This is a genomic window from Streptomyces sp. NPDC001933 (genome assembly GCF_042890955.1).
Taxonomy (GTDB): Bacteria; Actinomycetota; Actinomycetes; order Streptomycetales; family Streptomycetaceae; genus Streptomyces.
Genome location: NZ_JBIASS010000012.1, coordinates 269,198 through 284,968 on the forward strand (window position 1 = coordinate 269,198; position 15,771 = coordinate 284,968).

A 15,771-nucleotide genomic window follows, 5' to 3' on the forward strand; every position below is an offset into this window, starting at 1 on the left:
GGTCAGCCGTCGCTACAGGCGAGGTCCCTCAGGAGGGCGAGCGCCGTGCGGGCGGTGGCGTCGTTCTGCCGGAAGGCCGGACCGCCGGTGCGCGGCCGGGTGAACGCCCCGCCCGCGCGGGCGGTGGTGAACGGGCCGAGCGCGAAGCGGCGCGGGTGCGGCCGGCCGTCGCGGCCCAGGATCCGGCCGCTGTCAGGAGCGACCTGGAGCAGCCCGGTGGCGGTGGCGGCGGCCCCGTCCTCGTGCAGCTCCTGGAGCAGCGGGCTGCGGGTGCGTTCCAGGGTGGGGTCGGGCAGCCGGGCCTCGACCAGGGTGCGGGCCGCTATCCGCTGTCCCGGCACGGTGGCGCTGCCCGCCAGGAACAGGCCCCGCCGCTCGTCGGCCTCGACGGTCATTCCGGCGCCGAGGAAGCGGACGACCCCGGCCCGGGAGAGCGCGAGGAGCTGGTGCAGCCGGGGTCCGGGCGGGCCGGAGGCGAGATAGCTGAAGAAGCCGTGCCACCAGCCGCCGATGTCGCCGAGCCGGATCAACTGCCCGTAGGCGGACAGCAGTCCGAGGAAGACGGCGAGGTCCGGGCTGCGGCCGGGGTCGTGGCGGCGTTCCAGGTCGGCGGTGATGTAGTCGCGCAGCCCCTCCTGGAGCGCGTCGAACGAGGGATGACGCACCCCTTCCAGGGGGTGGTCGAGCGCTTCGAGGTCGAGCCGGTCCTCCGGGTCGGGGACGGCGGCGACGACGAGGGCGGCAAGTGCGGGTCCTGCAGGGTCGGCGGCGGCGTACTCCGCCTCGAAGCCGGCCCAGTCGCCGGTGGTGCGCTCGGGGTGGGCGGTGAAGAGCCGGTGGTAGTGGGCGTATCCGAGCTCTTTGTCGACATGTGGCCACACGTCGCGCCGGAAGTCGACCGGCCGGTCCGCCTTCAGCAGCGCCTCGGTCAGCTCCGGGCCGAGGAAGCGCGGCAGCGGCGGCCGTTCACCCTCCCAGGCGTAGCCGATCTTGGAGTGGTAAGGGACGCCCCGGCGCGATCCGATGTGGAGCAGGGGCTCCCGGCCGGACGGCGCGTACTCGCCGTCCTCGTACCGTCCGCCGCGGCCCTCGGTGAGCAGCACCATCAGGTCGACGAAGGCGAGCCCGAAGCCCCGTACGATGACCGGCTCGCCCGCGGGCACCTCGCTCAGGTCGGTGTCGGCGGTGAAGTCCGGCGGCAGGTGGACGAGCCCGTGCCGGTCCGCGAAGTCGGCCAACTCGACCTGTTCCGGATCCGGTTCGGCGTCGAGATGGCCGATGGTGACGACTACGGCATCGGCGAGCAGCGGTGTGCCGCGCCCCTCCAGCCAGACCCGCTGGCGGCCTTCGCGCGGCCCGGTGACCCGCAGGGCGGTGCCCCGGTGCCAGTGGACGGTGACGCCTTCCGGGAGGGCGGCCACGGCCTGCTCGTACACCCAGCGCAGATAGACGCTCTGCAGCCGCCTGCTCGGGAAGTCGGTTCCCTCCAACGCCTTTATCTCGTGGAGGAGTTCGGGATCGATGCCCGCCCCCTCCGGAAGTGTCGCGCGCCCGTCCCGGATGTCCGCCGCCCAGGTGTGCAGCGCGGGGCCGGGGCGCACAGGCCCTTCCTGCTGGACGGTGCCGTCGGTGAACATCGTGACGTCCTCGGCCATGGAGTTCATCCAGAGCAGCGGCGACTGGTCGTGCCGCCAGATCCGTCCACCGCCGGGCGGGTAAGGGTCGACGAGGTGAATGGTCAGCGGGCGGTTCCCGTACAGGGCGGGGACGTTGGCGGCGATACGCTCGATCAGGCCGGTGCCGCGCGGTCCGGCGCCTATGACGACGAGCGTCGGTGTCCCGCTCACCGGGCACCCGCCGCGCCGCGCGCGTAGTGCCGCTCGACGTAGTGCTGGCCGATGCCGAGCAGCGAGGTGACCACGGCGTACCAGATGGTGGCGACCAGCAGCAGCGGGATGACCTGGTAGGTGCGGTGGTACACGAGCTGCACGGAGTAGAGCAGGTCCTGTACGGCGATGATGCTGACGATCGAGGTGCCCTTGAGGGTGCCGATCAGCATGTTCCCGGCGGGCGGGACGATGGAGCGCATCGCCTGCGGGAGGACGATGCGGCGGAACCGGCGCCAGGGTCCGAGGCCGAGCGACTGGGCGGCCTCGATCTGTCCGCGTTCGACGGAGAGGATGCCGCCGCGGACGACTTCGGCGGCGTACGCGGCCTCGTGCAGGGTGAGTCCGATGACGGCGACCGTGACCGGGCCGAGGAGGTTCACCGTGCGGACGCCGAGGATCTCCGGGTACAGCGCGCCGATGTTGAACCAGAACAGCAGCTGGACCAGGATCGGGGTGGACCTGAACAGCCAGACGTAACCCCAACTTACCGCTTGGAGAACGCGGTTGGCGGAGAGCCGGAGGACGGCCAGCAGGGTGCCGAGGGCGAAGCCGAGCACCATGACCAGTGCCGTGAGCCAGAGGGTGAGACCGAGGCCGCGCAGCACCGCGGTGGTGGTGAAGTAGTCGGCGACGACATCCCACTGGAAGGCGTCGTTGCGGACGACGGAGTCCAGTACCAGGGCGAGCAGCGCCAGGACGGCAACGGCCGCCGCCCACTGGCCGGTTCGGCGTACCGGGACGATCCGGAGCCGGTCGGTTCCGTCGCTCTTGGTGAGCGGTGCGGTGGTAGAGGAAAGGAGGGTATCTGTCTGCGCGGGCATGCGAAGGCTCCGTGGATGCAGAGATCGAACACGGGGCGTGCCTTCGGCGCGAACACAACGCGGACCGGGCCCCTCAGCGCCGGTCCGTCTCCGAGATAAGCGCTGTCCGCCGCGCGTTGTCAAGCTCGTCCACACTGTGAGCCGTGCGCCGGGGCTCGGTTGACGGACCACCGGATGCCTGTTCCACTGGGGCCATGCATTCGCAGCAGTGGCTGGTCAAGCGCTCCCACATCGACTTCGGTCGCGTGTGGTCCTCCTCCTGTTGAGCCGACCCCCTGCGATTTCGCGTGTCCTGTCCGGCGCCATGTGCGGCGCCTGAGCACATTTCCCCGCGTGTCCTCCCGTACACAACACCGTTCTCCCCTCCCCTCGCTCCGTCGTCCTTCCCCGGGCCTGTCCGGCCCTGATCCGCCGGACCGGCCCCAGCCCCGACCGTGGGGCCGCCCCGTGCTGCCCGCCGCCGGCGCGCCTGCTCACGGCCGACGAATCTGGAGAACCACACCTCATGCCCCGGACCCGGCACACCGCTGCCTTCGCACTGATCACCGTCGCCGCTCTCGCCCTCACCGCGTGCGGGTCCGGTGATCCGGCGGCCGCACCGGCCGGCGCCGCCGCCGCGGACAGGGGCGAGGTGCCGACGGCCGATGTCGTCTCCTCGGTACGCGAGGACGAGGCGGCGGCGAAGCTGCTGCCCGCCGACGTCCGCGCCGCCGGGACCCTGACCGTCGCCGCCGGCGTCAGCAACCCGCCGGGCGCCACCTACCTCGCGGACGGCAGGACGGTGGCCGGTACGGACATCGACTTCGCGGACGCGGTGGCCAGGAAGCTCGGGCTGCGCCTCACCCGCGAGGTGGCCTCCTTCGAGGCGATCCTCCCGGCGCTGGGCAGCGGGAAGTACGACGTGGGCACCGGGAATTTCGGGGTGACCGAGGAGCGCCGCAGGACGATCGACTTCGTCACGTACATCAATGACGGTCAGGGCTTCGCGGTCCGTGACGACAGCGAGCTGAAGAAGGTCACCGATCTCACCCAGCTCTGCGGCCTGACCGTGGGCACCGGCGCGGGCACCACCTTCGAGGTGACCCTGGAGGAGAACCGGCATCTGTGCGCCGACGCGGACAGGAAGCCGTACGACGTGAAGACGTACAACGACCAGGGCGCCACCTGGGCCTCGCTCCAGCAGGGCCGCAGCGATGTGGTGATGTCCACCATCAACGGGCTGCGGTACGCGGTGCGACAGCAGGAGGGCGTGCGCTTCCTCAACGAGTTCAAGCGCCTCGACGTCGGCTTCGCCTTCAAGAAGGGCACCGCGCTGGCACCCGCCTTCCAGGCCGCGGTGAACAGCCTGAAGGCGGACGGCACCTACGACCGGATCCTGAAGAAGTGGGGCATCAGCGCTTCGGCGATCAATGCCTCGCAGATCTCGCCGCCCGAGATCAAGTGAGCAGGGACGGGGCCCTGCCGCCCGGCCGGGCCCCCGCCGTCAGCAGCTGCAGTCGCAGTCGCAGCAGTCGCACCCGTCGCAGCAGTCCCCGCAGTTGCTGCAGCAGTCACAGGCATCGCAGACGCCGCCGCAGTCGCACTGACTGCACAGTCCTTCGCGGCGCTGATGGCTCCACGGGTCCTCGAAGGTGCCGCAGCACATCTGGCAGGTACAGGCCAGCCCCGCCCACACCAGGCAGCCCATGACCAGACCGCGCCGGTCGCGCGGCGGCTCGGGCGGCGGCTGCGACGGACCGGCGGGGCCGCCCGGACTCGGCGCGTACGGATTGCCCGGCACCGGCCCGAAGGACCCGGCCGGCCGCGCGGCTGACGGGCCGCCAGTTCCGTCCAGGAGCACGGCGCCCGGCTGGTGCGAGCACGCCGTGGTGCCGAAGGCCCGGTCCACCGACTGCCGCAGTTCGTGCGCCAGCAGCACATGTGCCAGCTTGCCGTCGGTGAATTCCGCGTCGCGCAGCGCCAGCCGTACGCCGTGCACCGCGTCGTCGCACAGCCGCCGGGCCTCCGCCCGCGAGGTGCCGGTGGCGGTGAGCGGGTTCCAGGAACCCGACGCCGCGTCGGCCTCCTGGTCCTCCACGGCGTCAAGCAGATGCGCCAGCCGCCCGAACAGGCGGCCGGCCTCGGCGAGCGGCTCCGCGTTCTGCGGCTTGCCCGCGAGCACCGCGGTGTGGGCGAAGGCGGCCGCGGTGGCGGTCTCGGTGGGTTCGGTGACCGTGAGCAGCGGGGTGCCGGGCCCGGCGATCAGCTCGATGCCGGTCTGCCGGTCGACGGCGTCCACGAGCAGCGCGGTGTCGAAGCCGAGCTGGGCGCCGGTGCGTGCGCCGGCGCGGTCCCAGCCGGCGGCGACCCGGCGCGCGGCGGCGGCGACCGGACGGCGCCTCAACAGGCCGTCCCCGTCCGCGACGTGGTCCCGGACCTTCGCCGAGGCCAGCACCAGGGAGACGGCGGCGGCCAGCCTGGCGCCCTCGCCGCGGGCGACCGGGGCGGTCCGCATGGCGCGCAGCGGGCAGGGCCCCGCCGTGCGGCGCCATCCGGCGGTGCGCTCGGACTGAGCCTCCGTCAGAACAGAAACAATCAGACCGTCATAGTTCGTAACGATCCGAGCGAATTGCCCGTGATCGGAGCGAAGTGCGAGGCAGAGCCCACAGAGATGGGCCATCCACTCGGCCCTGAGCCCATCGGACAGCCGATGGGTGCAGGGCCTGACTATTCCGAACACGACGATCCCCCGAGAGTCGTTCACCTTCGCGCCGAGCTCGCACGGCGTGCGCGAGGTGCATCGTATCGAGCAGTCCGTTCACCCGTACGCCCCCCATGTCACCCGTACGGCCTGGGCATCATATTTTCATTCCTTCTGACCCCTTATGCGGGAGGAATCCTGACGAATCGCCACATCTTCTGTGCCAGTACCGTCACGAACCCCCTGCGCGCCGACTATCCACTTGGCGCACGATCCGCATCATGGACGACCATAGGGATACGAAAGAGATGCGGAACGCCACGGAACCGCGGTGAGAGGAGGCGTCCATGGGATCGGTGCGCAAGGCGAGTGCCTGGCTGGGCCTCGTGGAGGACAACGACGAGCGGTACTACGACGACGAGTACGCCGAGGGCGCACAGACCGGGACCGGTGGCCAGGCCTGGGTGACCGACCCCCGGGTGCAGGTCGCGTCCGAGACGGCCGAGGAGACGGGGCGCCGGATCGCCACCGTCACCCCGGACAGCTTCCGTGACGCACGGGCCATCGGAGAGCTCTTCCGGGACGGCGTCCCGGTGATCGTCAACCTCACGACCATGGACCCCACCGACGCGAAGCGCGTCGTGGACTTCGCCGCCGGGCTGATCTTCGGACTGCGCGGCTCGATCGAGCGCGTGGCCACCCGGGTCTTCCTGCTGACCCCGGCCGACACCCAGGTGGTCAGCGAAACCGCCGGCCGGTCGGCCGACGGCTTCTTCAACCAGAGCTGAGCAGGGCTCTCGCCGGGCGTTCCTAGCGGAACGCGTCGAGACCGGTGAGCGCCTTGCCCAGCACCAGCTGGTGCATCTCCACGGTTCCCTCGTAGGTGAGCACCGACTCCAGATTCGTCGCATGGCGCATCACCGGGTACTCCAGCGAGATCCCGTTGGCGCCGAGGATCGTGCGCGAGGTACGGCAGATGTCGATCGCCTCCCGCACATTGTTGAGCTTTCCGAAACTGACCTGCTCCGGGCGGAGCCTGCCCGCGTCCATCCGCCGGCCCAGATGGTGGGCGAGCAGGATGCCCTTGTGCAGTTCCACGGCCATGTCCGCGAGCTTGGCCTGGGTGAGCTGGAAGCCGCCGATCGGCCGGTCGAACTGTTCCCTGGTCCTCGCGTAGTCGACGGCCGCCTCGAAGCTGGCGCGGGCCGCGCCCATGGCGCCCCAGACGATGCCGTAGCGGGCATGACTGAGACAGCTGAGCGGGCCGCGCAGACCGGTGACGCCCGGGAGCACGGCGTCGGCGGGCAGCCGCACCTCGTCCAGGACCAGCTCGCTGGTGACCGAGGCGCGCAGCGACCACTTGTGCTTGATCTCGGGCGCCGAGAAGCCCGGGGTGTCGGTCGGCACGGCGAATCCGCGGATTCCGTCGTCGGTCTGCGCCCAGACGACGGCGACCCCGGCGACCGAGCCGTTGGTGATCCACATCTTGCGGCCGGTGAGCACCCAGTCCCCGCCGTCGCGCTTGGCGTAGGTACGCATCCCGGCCGGGTCGGAGCCGTGGTCCGGCTCGGTGAGGCCGAAGCAGCCGATGATCTCGCCGGCCGCCATGCCCGGCAGCCAGCGCTGCCGCTGCTCCTCGGAGCCGAAGCGGTGGATGGCGTACATGGCGAGCGAGCCCTGCACGGAGACCAGGGAGCGGATCCCGGAGTCGGCCGCCTCCAGCTCCAGGCAGGCCAGTCCGTACTGGACGGCGGTGGCGCCCGCGCAGCCGTACCCCTGGAGGGACATGCCGAGCGCGCCGAGCGAACCGAGCTCACGGGCCAGCTCGCGGATGCCGGGCAGCTCGCCGCTCTCGTACCACTCGGCGATGTGCGGCAGGACGCGGTCGGCGGCCCAGTCCCGGACGGTCTGGCGGATCGCGAGGTCCTCGGTGCTGAGCAGATCGTCGATGCCGATCGGGTCGGCGGGGTCGAAGGGCGGGAGCTTCGACGACTCGGTGGTGGACATGAGGGCGCCTCCGGCGGCTCGCACGATACTAAAACTAGCAGTGTTAGTTATGCTCTCGCGCCGACGTTACGGCTCAGTGTGCCGCTCGTCCAGAGCCGGTCGCCTCGGCGGGTCGGCGCCGGGCGGGCCGCGTCAGGGGCCGCTGCGCACGGCCCGGGGCGGGCACCTCGTGCCCCGTGCGGTGTTCCCGCACCTCGCCCACGTCGGCCCGCTCCGGCTCGTCGGGCACCGGCGCCGGGCAGTCCATCGCCCTCGGCAGCCGCAGCGCGGCCAGCGCCCCGGCCAGCAGCAGCGCGGCGCTGACCAGCAGCGTGACATGCAGCCCGGTGATGAAGGAGTGGCGCGCCGTGGAACGCAGTACCGCGCCCAGCGGGCCGCCCAGCCGGTCCGCCACCTGGTACGCCTCGCCCAGCGAGTGGGCGGCGGCCGCGCGGGCCCCGGCCGGGACACCCGCTTCGGAAAGCTTCGAGAGCCCGGGGGCGTAGGCGGCGTTCATGACACTGCCGAGCAGGGCGATCCCCATGCCCGCGCCCAGCTGGTACGAGGTCTCGCCGATGGCCGCCGCCCCGCCCGCACGGTCGACGGGGGCCTCGCTGAGCATCGATTCGTACGCCCCGAAGAGCGTGGTCTGGAGCCCGAAGCCGAGGGCGACGAAGGCCGTCGTCAGCAGCGCCGGCCGGTCGTGCTGCCCCATCGAGGTCAGGATCAGCACCGAGACGGCCGTGAGCACGAAGCCCCAGCCGACCATCCGGCGTGGACCGATACGGCGCAGGGTGTACGAGCCGGTGGCGCCCGCGGCCATGGCCGCGAAGGTGAGCGGAAGCAGCCGCAGTCCGGTCTGCAGCGGGCTCAGTCCGAGGACGAGCTGGAGGTACTGGACGGCTATGAGCTCGAGGCCGACCAGGGCCAGCATGGCGATGACGATGCAGCCCACCGCGGTGGAGAACGCGGGCCTGGTGAACAGCCCCATGTCGATCAGCGGATGCGTACGCCGCTTCTGACGGCGCACGAACACGACGAGCAGTGCCGCCCCGATCAGCAGCGGGGCGAGCGTGGCCGGGCTCAGCACCTCACCGGCGCCCGCCCGCTTCACCCCGAGGACCACGCCGAGCACTCCGGCGGCGGCCATCAGTGCGCCCAGCACGTCCCACGGGCCGTCGTGACTGCCGCGCGACTCGGGCAGCAGCAGCCGGCCGACCGGCAGGATCAGCGCCATCAGCGGGACGTTGATCAGAAAGACCGAGCCCCACCAGAAGTGCTCGACGAGGAAGCCGCCGATGACCGGCCCGGTGGCGGCGCCCACCGCGGCGACGGCGGTCCAGATGCCGATCGCCACTGCGCGTTCACGCCGGTCGGGGAAGACCTGCCGGAGGATCGAGAGCGTCGCCGGCATGATCATCGCGCCGCCGACCCCGAGCAGCGCACGCGCCACGATGAGCACCGCGGGGCTGCCGGCCATCGCGGCGACCGCGGAGGCGACACCGAAGAGGACGTAGCCGAGCAGCAGGACGCGACGGCGGCCGACCCGGTCGCCGAGGGTGCCGAAGAGGATCAGCAGCGAGGCACAGACCAGCGGGTAGGCGTCGACGATCCAGAGCAGACCGACCGCACTGGGGTTCAGGTCCTCGGTGACGGCGGGCACCGCGACGTGGAGCACGGTCGAGTCGAGCGCCACGAGCAGGAGGCTGAGGCAGAGGACGACGAGGACGACCCATCGATTGGCACCGTCGGCCGCCGGGCGCAGCCGGATCCGGGCTGTGGTCGTCCCTGACATGCATGTACCTCCCAAAGGTCCCTCGCGCTCGGCGGGCCAACCGGGGATGCGGCGGTTCGCCGCTCCTCATGGCCCGGCATCGACGGGCGAGTGGGCGTCAGCGTACGCGAGTTCGGAGCCCTCCCACGTGGCCGACCTCATACCCGGTCGAGCCGCGGGGTGTGGCGTACGCCACCCCGCCCCGCCGTCCGGACCTGCGAGGACACCCGGCTCACCCGGAACGGGACGGTACTCGGTGGCCTCCTCGGAGCACCCGCCGGGCCCGCGCCGAGAGCGGCCGGTGACCGGACCGGCACGGTCCGTTCCACCACCTTCCGGGCGCGGATAAATTCATACCGGCACCTCCTGCGCTTTTCTGTCCACGCCCAAACACCCTTCCGAAATGCGTGCGAAATCAATAGCGCGAAGGCCTGTCGAGACGCTTACCCGGATCAGGAATTAAGACCGCACTGAGACATAGTCCACATCACATCGTCATCACAAAGAGACCGGAACGACCTGGTCGCTCACTAACTCGCTGTAACGTCGATTGGGTGCGTACCGACATCTTTGCCCGGCTGGACCGGGAGCCGGAGCCGCCGAAGATAGAGCCACCGCGGATGAGCCGTCACCGCATCGCGCTCTTCGGCGGGACGTTGGCGTTCTATCTCGCCATCGTCATTGCCGTGCTTGCCTCGTCCTGGCTGGTGACCCTGGACTGGAAGGTCATGCTCTTCCGGCCGTATCAGCAGTGGCCGGAAATCCATGCCTTCCTCGACTACTACATCGTGCTCGGCCAGCGTGGCCCCACCGCCACCATGGTCGCCTGCTGGCTCGGCTGGCGCTCCTGGCGGCAGCACACGCTGCGCCCCCTGATCACGCTGGGCGTGGCGCTGCTGCTGCTCAACGTCACGGTCGGCGCGGTCAAGATCGGCCTGGGCCGTCTCGGCCCGCACTACGCGACCCAGATCGGCTCCGCCGAGCTCTTCGCGGGCGGCGATATATTCCCCTCCGGCCACACCGCCAACGCGGTTGTGACCTGGGGAATCCTTGCCTATCTGGCCACCACCCCCCGAGCCCGGCGCTATCTGTCGGCCGTGTCGGCGATCGTCTCGCTGGGCGTCGGCCTCACCACCGTCTATCTCGGTACGCACTGGCTCAGCGATGTCCTGCTGGGCTGGGCCGCGGGGCTGCTGATCATGCTGGGCCTGCCCTGGGCCGAGCCGCTGATCACCCGGGCCGAGGCCTGGATCTTCGCCCAGCGCGAGAACCTGCGGGGATTCGGCCGTCCCGTGCCCTCCGTGCCCGTCGCGGCCGGAGGCCCCCGGACCGTCCGGCTGCCGCAGCCGGACGGCGGCGACGTCCCGGCCCGGAGCCCGGCGCTGGAGCCGGTCGCCGCGGCGGCCACGGGCACCCGCTCACGCGCGCACGCCTCACATCCGGCGCATGCGGTGCGCTCGGAGCGGACCCCGGTCACCCCGGCCGGCAGCCGGCGCCCACCGCACACCGACCGCACACCTCGCGGCGGCACGAGCCCGGCCCGCCCGGTGGCCGGCGGCTGAGACCCGGCGAGGGAGCCGGTACGCACAACCGCTCCCCGGACATGACCGAAGGCCCCGACGGACGTCGGGGCCTTCTCCTGTATCCGGGCCCGGGGTCCCTGGCCGCAGGGGGCCTCAGCCCACCCAGCAGCGGGTGACGCGGGCTCCGTCGACCTCGAAGTTGATCCGTCCGCTCCGGAACTCCATGGTGATGATCGCGCCCGGCGGCAGGGATCTGACGGTGCTCCAGCCACGGCTGCGGGCCCGCCGTTCGGCGGCTTCGGCAGCTAGGCCGACGTACTCGCCGGGCGCGTCGTCGGGCTGGGTGGAAGGGGTCGGTATGGGTGCCATGCCCCTCACCGTAGGCGGCCGCGGGCGGCGGCGGAAGCCGGGGCGCCCGCCGTCGCGGGGCATCCTCACGTTCCCCGCCGGTCACACTTGTGTCACAGGATCACGACACGCGCACAGCATGAATCACGCCACCCGGACCGGCGGCCCGGGACCGGACACACAGTAATCACACAACCTGGAGAACGATCATTCGGAAGGCCCGGAATCGGAGCGGAATATCCCGTATCGAGGGGGTGTAATTTCCGTCCCGAATAACGTGCGTAAATGAGCATGTCGCCAGGAATTCACGCTTCCTTATGGCAGCCTTATCCTCTGGTCACAATATTCACGCCGCAGTGCGGGACGGCCTCCGACCGCCACCGGTATAGCGGGCGGACCCGGTCGTCCGTATGGCGTTGCCGCAGCCGGCGCTCAGTCCAATGCCCTGGTCAGCCGGTCCCTGGCCACCCTGATCGCATCCTTCAGCTCCGGTGGTTCGACGACCTCGAAGTCGAACCCCGTCATCATCACGTGGATGACCATCACGTCCGTCGTGGCCGCCCCGGCGCGCAGCAGACAGGTGTCCGCGTCGACCGCCTCCAGCACCCCGGCCGAGGGCGAGATCCGCTCGGCCGCCCGCTCCATCCCCACCTTCAGCCGGATCACCGCCCGTGTCGGGTACACGGCCGTGGAGATCCCGTTCGAGACATAGGCGGCCAGGTCCTCGGCGGGCGCCTCGCGCGGCACGAACCTCGGGCCGTGCGGCGGCGTGGGGGTGATCCGGTCCGCCCGGAACGTACGCCAGTCCGCGCGGTCCAGGTCCCAGGCGACGAGGTACCAACGGCGCTCGGTGCACACCAGCCGGTGCGGTTCGACGGTCCGCCGCGAGACGGAACCGGAGTGGTCCCGGTACTCGAAGCGCAGCCGCTCGGCGTCCCGGCAGGCCCCGGCGAGCTCGGTCAGGACGCCCGCGTCGGCGACCGAAGCGCCGGGCCCGCGGAGCAGCGGCACGGTGAAGGTGTTCAGCGCGTTCACCCGGCGCCTGAGCCGGTCCGGCAGCACCTGTTCGAGCTTGGTCAGGGCGCGTACGGAGGTCTCGCCGATGCCCTCGACGCCGTTGCCCGCCGCGGTGCGCAGCCCGACGGCGACGGCGACGGCCTCCTCGTCGTCCAGGAGCAGCGGCGGCAGCTGGGCCCCGGCACCGAGCTGGTACCCGCCGCCGGTGCCGGGGCTGGCGTTGACCGGGTAGCCCAGTTCGCGCAGCTTGTCGACGTCGCGCCGGACGGTGCGCGGGGTGACCCCGAGGCGGTCGGCGAGATCGGCGCCGGACCAGTCGCGGTGCGCCTGGAGCAGTGAGAGCAGTCGCAGCAGTCGTGCCGAGGTCTCCAACATGGCGGCGAGTCTGCCAGGGGTTGCGGACAGTCCGGGTCCGCAACCCCCGGCGGGGTCCTCAGGGCGCCGGTTGCGGTTCGAGCCGTACGCAGAGGTCGTTGTCGGTGGAGTAGCAGGGCGTGGCCCGGCCGCCCTCGCCGGCGTCGCGGCCCGGGTAGACGAAGATCTTCTTGCGGTCCCAGACGTCGTCGAGGATGCGGGAGATCCGTACGCCGGCCGGTCCGTCCCCCGCCGTCCCGGGGACCAGCCAGAGCGTCCACAGCTGCGGTGCGGTGACGGGCCCGTCGGCCAGCCGGTCCAGGGGGAGCGTGAAGGCGAAGGCGCCCTCCTGGCCGGTGACCGGCACCCGCAGGACCCGGCCGTCGGCGCCGGGCTGTCGCGCCTCGACGCGGGCATCGGCGCCGAGGCCGGTCCCGTACAGCGTGCCCTCGACCGTCATTCCGTGCCCGTCGAACGTCACCGGTCCGGCCTCGGCATGCGGTGCGCGCAGCCAGCAGCGCACGGCGAGCCGGCCGTCGAGGGTCGGGTACGGGATCCGGACCGCGATCCGCCCGCTGTCCGGCGCGTGGTCGACGAGCAGCCGCAGGTCCCGGACGCCGGGCTCGACGGCCACGTCGTCGTCCGCGCCGGGCTCCCGCAGGTAGACGTCCCAGCGCCCCTCGGCGGGTTCCACGGCCCCCGGCAGCACCGCGCGCAGCCGTCCGTCGCGCAGCGGGCTCAGCGGCAGCCGTACGGTGTCGCCGTCGCCGCCCGCGCCCTTGGCGCCGCGCAGCCGGAGCAGCAGTTCGGGTGCCTCCCCGTCCTCGCTGCGGCCGAGGTCGAGATCGAAGGTGATCCCGCCGCCGGGTCCCGCGGTGCAGTCGGCCCGCGGTGTCCTTCGCGCTGCGGAGTCGGTCATGCGGTCTTCCCCTTGCGGATCACGGCGGCTGCCTTGTAGCGCAGGGCGTACGCCCCGTCCAGCACGGTGCCCCGGGCGCGGTGCAGTGTGGTGCTCAGCGCGCCGTGCGAGCGGTCGCGCGGGCCCCGCGAGGCGAGTTCGGTGAAGAGCCGTTCATGGCGTTCGGCGATCCTTGACGGGTCGAACCGCTGCGACGCGGTCAGTGCGGCGCGCCCCGCGCGGTGCCGTGCCTCGTCGTCGCCGATCAGACCGAGCAGCGCGTCGGCCACGGCCGCCGTGTCACCGACGGGCACCAGCCGTCCGTCGATGCCGTCGTCGATGATCTCGCGGGGGCCGTGCGGGCAGTCGGTGGCGACGACCGGCAGGCCGCAGCGCATCGCCTCGACGATGGTCATGCCGAAGGACTCGCGGTCCGAAGTGACCGCGGCGATCGATCCCTTGGGCCACTCGGCCTCCAGCGGGTTGACGGGCCCCATCAGGAACACGTGGTTGTGCAGGCCGAGTTCCGCGACGAGCGCGAGCAGCGCCGCTCGTTCGTTCCCGGTCGCGTCGCCGCCGCCGTAGATGCGCAGCCGCCAGTCCGGGCGGACCGCGACCACGTCGGCGAACGCCCGGACGAGCAGGTCGTACCGCTTGACCTTGTGCAGCCGGCCCGCGGCGATCACCCACTTGTGGTCGCCATCGGCGGGCGGGACCGCCGGTTCGGGCACGCTGTTGGCGATGGCCTCGATCCGTACGCCGGGCAGTTTGAACCCGGTCCGGTAGGCGTGGGCGTCGGCCTCGGTGACGGTGGTGATCGCGTCGAGCAGAGGGTAGCGGTGCGCGATCTCGCGGCGGAGCCGGTAGCCGTGGCTGTCGAGGGTGAGGTGCTCCTGCCCGATCCGTACCGGTCCCCGGCGGGCCTGCCTGCTGATGTGCACATTGAGCCCCGGCCGGGTGCCGACCACCACGTCCGCCTCCAGGGAGCGCAGATGGTCCGCCACCCGTGCGTCGGACAGCCTGCTGTACTGGCGGTACCTGCTGTCGCCGCGCGGGAACACGGTCGCGGGGCGGGCGTATTCGGCGGCGTCGCCGTCGTACGTCGGGCTCTTCTTCCGCAGATCGACGAGGTGGCTCATGCGCACCCCTTCGGGGGCACCCAGCGCGGGAACGTCACGGTGCCGGAAGACCGACACGATCTCCACGTCATGGTGCCCGGCCAGCTCCCCGGCGAGATTGAACGTCGTGCGGATCGTGCCCCCGACTCCATACGCGTTGTGGAGCAGGAAAGAAATGTGCATGAAACGCCATATCTCCCGGTTCGGCTGATCAGCGGCAGGCTGCACTTGCCATGACGGCACAGCGCTGTCGACGGTTCACTCCGAGCAGGGGCGAGTTTCGGTCAGCCGTGAACTCGTCCGATCTGTCGTTTTGCCGCTTTGTTGCTGTATGCGGTGCACCGTCGCATCGCCGAGTCGACCACACCCCGAACCGTCGGACCGGCGCGAACGGTCCCCAAGTGCACTCCTGGGCCCCGGGATTCACTCTCCGGGCCGGTTGGTTCGATTACGTTCCCTTTCTCGCGTGACCCCGGCCGCGGCTCGCCCGTTGTCATATCCATGAGCCGGGAACCGCCCGGCGCACGTACCGAGTTCGAGGAGCCACCCGTGCCGCGCATGCTCGACGTCAGCGAGGACGTACGCGCCGAGATCGGCGACGCCGAAGCCGACCGGCTGCTTGTCGGCGACAACGCCCCGGGCAGTTACGACTGCACTTCCTGCCGCACCCCCGGAGACTCCGAGCAGGAGCGCACCAGCACGGTGCTCTTCGTCGGCGACGAGACCGCTGTCCTCGCCTTCGCCCACGCGACGTGCATCCCCTCCCAGGTCGTCCAGGTCGCCGAGGAGCAGCTCCAGGGCGCCGTACGCAGCATCACCGGCGGCGAGGGCCCGGAGAGCGCCGGCGCGGGCCGGCCGCAGGACGCCCTCACCGAACAGGCCGTCCTCGGCATCACCAGCGGCCTCGTCCTGATCGACGACGAGCTCCACCCGGCCCTCGTCGTCGAGCCGGCCGGCGCGATCGCCCGGCCGGGCACGGACGGCAGCCGGGGCGACGAATTCCTCCAGCTGCTGCTGGAGCAGGGCTTCCACCCGGTCCACCGGATGGACCAGGTGCCCGCCGTGCTGCACGGCTGGTCGGTCCTGCTCGCCATGGGCCAGCTGCACGCCGTGCTCCAGCCGGGCACCGGCGGGGGCGCACCGGTCGCCTGGTGGCAGGCGCACGCGCCGCTCCAGGTCACCGAGGGCTGGCGGACCGCGGCCAACAAGTCGCAGACCGTCCTCGTCTTCGCCGCCCCGGCCGGGTCGATCGGCCAGCAGCCCCGCGAGGATCTGCTGCGCGACGCCCTGGACAAGGCCGCGGCCAACGGGCTCCTGGTCGCCGCCGCGATGCCGCTGGCCGGTACCTGATCGTGGCCGCAGG

Annotated in this window: 13 protein-coding genes; 4 read left to right on the forward strand and 9 right to left on the reverse strand. The window is 71.6% G+C overall.

What is annotated here, in order from left to right:
* Positions 1 to 2: 2 nt before the first annotated feature.
* A complete protein-coding gene (locus tag ACFYY7_RS27955) occupies positions 3 to 1,847 on the reverse strand; it encodes an FAD/NAD(P)-binding protein (RefSeq protein ID WP_388665544.1) in 1,845 nt (614 codons plus the stop codon).
* Positions 1,844 to 2,710 (reverse strand): amino acid ABC transporter permease, encoded by an 867-nt coding sequence (locus ACFYY7_RS27960; RefSeq protein ID WP_388665545.1) that lies wholly within the window; start codon positions 2,708 to 2,710, stop codon positions 1,844 to 1,846. The genes ACFYY7_RS27955 and ACFYY7_RS27960 overlap by 4 nt, the downstream gene beginning before the upstream one ends.
* Before the next feature lie 505 nt (positions 2,711 to 3,215).
* On the opposite strand from ACFYY7_RS27960, the gene ACFYY7_RS27965 reads away from it, so the two are divergent.
* Complete coding sequence (locus ACFYY7_RS27965; protein ID WP_388665547.1) at positions 3,216 to 4,154, forward strand: ABC transporter substrate-binding protein; 939 nt, start codon at positions 3,216 to 3,218, stop codon at positions 4,152 to 4,154.
* Positions 4,155 to 4,193: 39 nt separating this feature from the next.
* Here ACFYY7_RS27965 and ACFYY7_RS27970 read toward each other — a convergent pair whose 3' ends face one another.
* Entirely contained in the window at positions 4,194 to 5,429 is a 1,236-nt protein-coding gene (locus ACFYY7_RS27970) for a DUF5685 family protein (RefSeq protein ID WP_388665549.1), read from the reverse strand.
* A 308-nt stretch (positions 5,430 to 5,737) separates the two neighbouring features.
* On the opposite strand from ACFYY7_RS27970, the gene ACFYY7_RS27975 reads away from it, so the two are divergent.
* Entirely contained in the window at positions 5,738 to 6,178 is a 441-nt protein-coding gene (locus tag ACFYY7_RS27975) for a cell division protein SepF (protein WP_266736239.1), read from the forward strand.
* 22 nt (positions 6,179 to 6,200) lie between these two features.
* Here the strand turns inward: ACFYY7_RS27975 and ACFYY7_RS27980 are convergent, their stop codons facing one another.
* The gene (locus tag ACFYY7_RS27980) at positions 6,201 to 7,397 is read right to left on the reverse strand and encodes an acyl-CoA dehydrogenase family protein (protein ID WP_388665551.1); all 1,197 of its coding nucleotides are present in this window, start codon (positions 7,395 to 7,397) and stop codon (positions 6,201 to 6,203) included.
* 73 nt (positions 7,398 to 7,470) lie between these two features.
* Positions 7,471 to 9,171 (reverse strand): MFS transporter, encoded by a 1,701-nt coding sequence (locus ACFYY7_RS27985; protein ID WP_388665553.1) that lies wholly within the window; start codon positions 9,169 to 9,171, stop codon positions 7,471 to 7,473.
* Between the two features lie 533 nt (positions 9,172 to 9,704).
* Here ACFYY7_RS27985 and ACFYY7_RS27990 point away from each other — a divergent pair.
* The gene (locus tag ACFYY7_RS27990) at positions 9,705 to 10,712 is read left to right on the forward strand and encodes a phosphatase PAP2 family protein (protein WP_388665555.1); all 1,008 of its coding nucleotides are present in this window, start codon (positions 9,705 to 9,707) and stop codon (positions 10,710 to 10,712) included.
* A 114-nt stretch (positions 10,713 to 10,826) separates the two neighbouring features.
* On the opposite strand, the gene ACFYY7_RS27995 is transcribed toward ACFYY7_RS27990, so the two are convergent.
* From ACFYY7_RS27995 to ACFYY7_RS28010, 4 genes are all read right to left on the reverse strand, one after another.
* Positions 10,827 to 11,042 (reverse strand): I78 family peptidase inhibitor, encoded by a 216-nt coding sequence (locus ACFYY7_RS27995; protein WP_388665557.1) that lies wholly within the window; start codon positions 11,040 to 11,042, stop codon positions 10,827 to 10,829.
* 411 nt (positions 11,043 to 11,453) lie between these two features.
* Positions 11,454 to 12,413 (reverse strand): helix-turn-helix transcriptional regulator, encoded by a 960-nt coding sequence (locus ACFYY7_RS28000; protein ID WP_388665559.1) that lies wholly within the window; start codon positions 12,411 to 12,413, stop codon positions 11,454 to 11,456.
* A gap of 58 nt (positions 12,414 to 12,471) precedes the next feature.
* Positions 12,472 to 13,311: a transferase gene (locus tag ACFYY7_RS28005; protein ID WP_388665561.1), complete on the reverse strand. Its 840-nt coding sequence runs from the start codon at positions 13,309 to 13,311 to the stop codon at positions 12,472 to 12,474.
* Complete coding sequence (locus ACFYY7_RS28010; RefSeq protein ID WP_388665563.1) at positions 13,308 to 14,591, reverse strand: glycosyltransferase; 1,284 nt, start codon at positions 14,589 to 14,591, stop codon at positions 13,308 to 13,310. The genes ACFYY7_RS28005 and ACFYY7_RS28010 overlap by 4 nt, the downstream gene beginning before the upstream one ends.
* Before the next feature lie 366 nt (positions 14,592 to 14,957).
* On the opposite strand from ACFYY7_RS28010, the gene ACFYY7_RS28015 reads away from it, so the two are divergent.
* Positions 14,958 to 15,758 carry a hypothetical protein gene (locus tag ACFYY7_RS28015; protein WP_388665565.1) on the forward strand — a complete coding sequence of 267 codons (801 nt, stop codon included), beginning with the start codon at positions 14,958 to 14,960 and terminating at the stop codon, positions 15,756 to 15,758.
* Positions 15,759 to 15,771 lie beyond the last annotated feature (13 nt).

What these genes read in the sequence shown, in the direction of transcription:
- ACFYY7_RS27960 (WP_388665545.1), bottom strand. Translation starts at nt 2,710, where the DNA reads ATGCCCGCGCAGACAGATACCCTCCTTTCCTCTACCACCGCACCGCTC.
- ACFYY7_RS28000 (WP_388665559.1), bottom strand. Translation starts at nt 12,413, where the DNA reads ATGTTGGAGACCTCGGCACGACTGCTGCGACTGCTCTCACTGCTCCAG.
- ACFYY7_RS27995 (WP_388665557.1), bottom strand. Translation starts at nt 11,042, where the DNA reads ATGGCACCCATACCGACCCCTTCCACCCAGCCCGACGACGCGCCCGGC.
- ACFYY7_RS27985 (WP_388665553.1), bottom strand. Translation starts at nt 9,171, where the DNA reads ATGTCAGGGACGACCACAGCCCGGATCCGGCTGCGCCCGGCGGCCGAC.
- ACFYY7_RS28010 (WP_388665563.1), bottom strand. Translation starts at nt 14,591, where the DNA reads ATGCACATTTCTTTCCTGCTCCACAACGCGTATGGAGTCGGGGGCACG.
- ACFYY7_RS27980 (WP_388665551.1), bottom strand. Translation starts at nt 7,397, where the DNA reads ATGTCCACCACCGAGTCGTCGAAGCTCCCGCCCTTCGACCCCGCCGAC.
- ACFYY7_RS28005 (WP_388665561.1), bottom strand. Translation starts at nt 13,311, where the DNA reads ATGACCGACTCCGCAGCGCGAAGGACACCGCGGGCCGACTGCACCGCG.
- ACFYY7_RS27965 (WP_388665547.1), top strand. Translation starts at nt 3,216, where the DNA reads ATGCCCCGGACCCGGCACACCGCTGCCTTCGCACTGATCACCGTCGCC.
- ACFYY7_RS27975 (WP_266736239.1), top strand. Translation starts at nt 5,738, where the DNA reads ATGGGATCGGTGCGCAAGGCGAGTGCCTGGCTGGGCCTCGTGGAGGAC.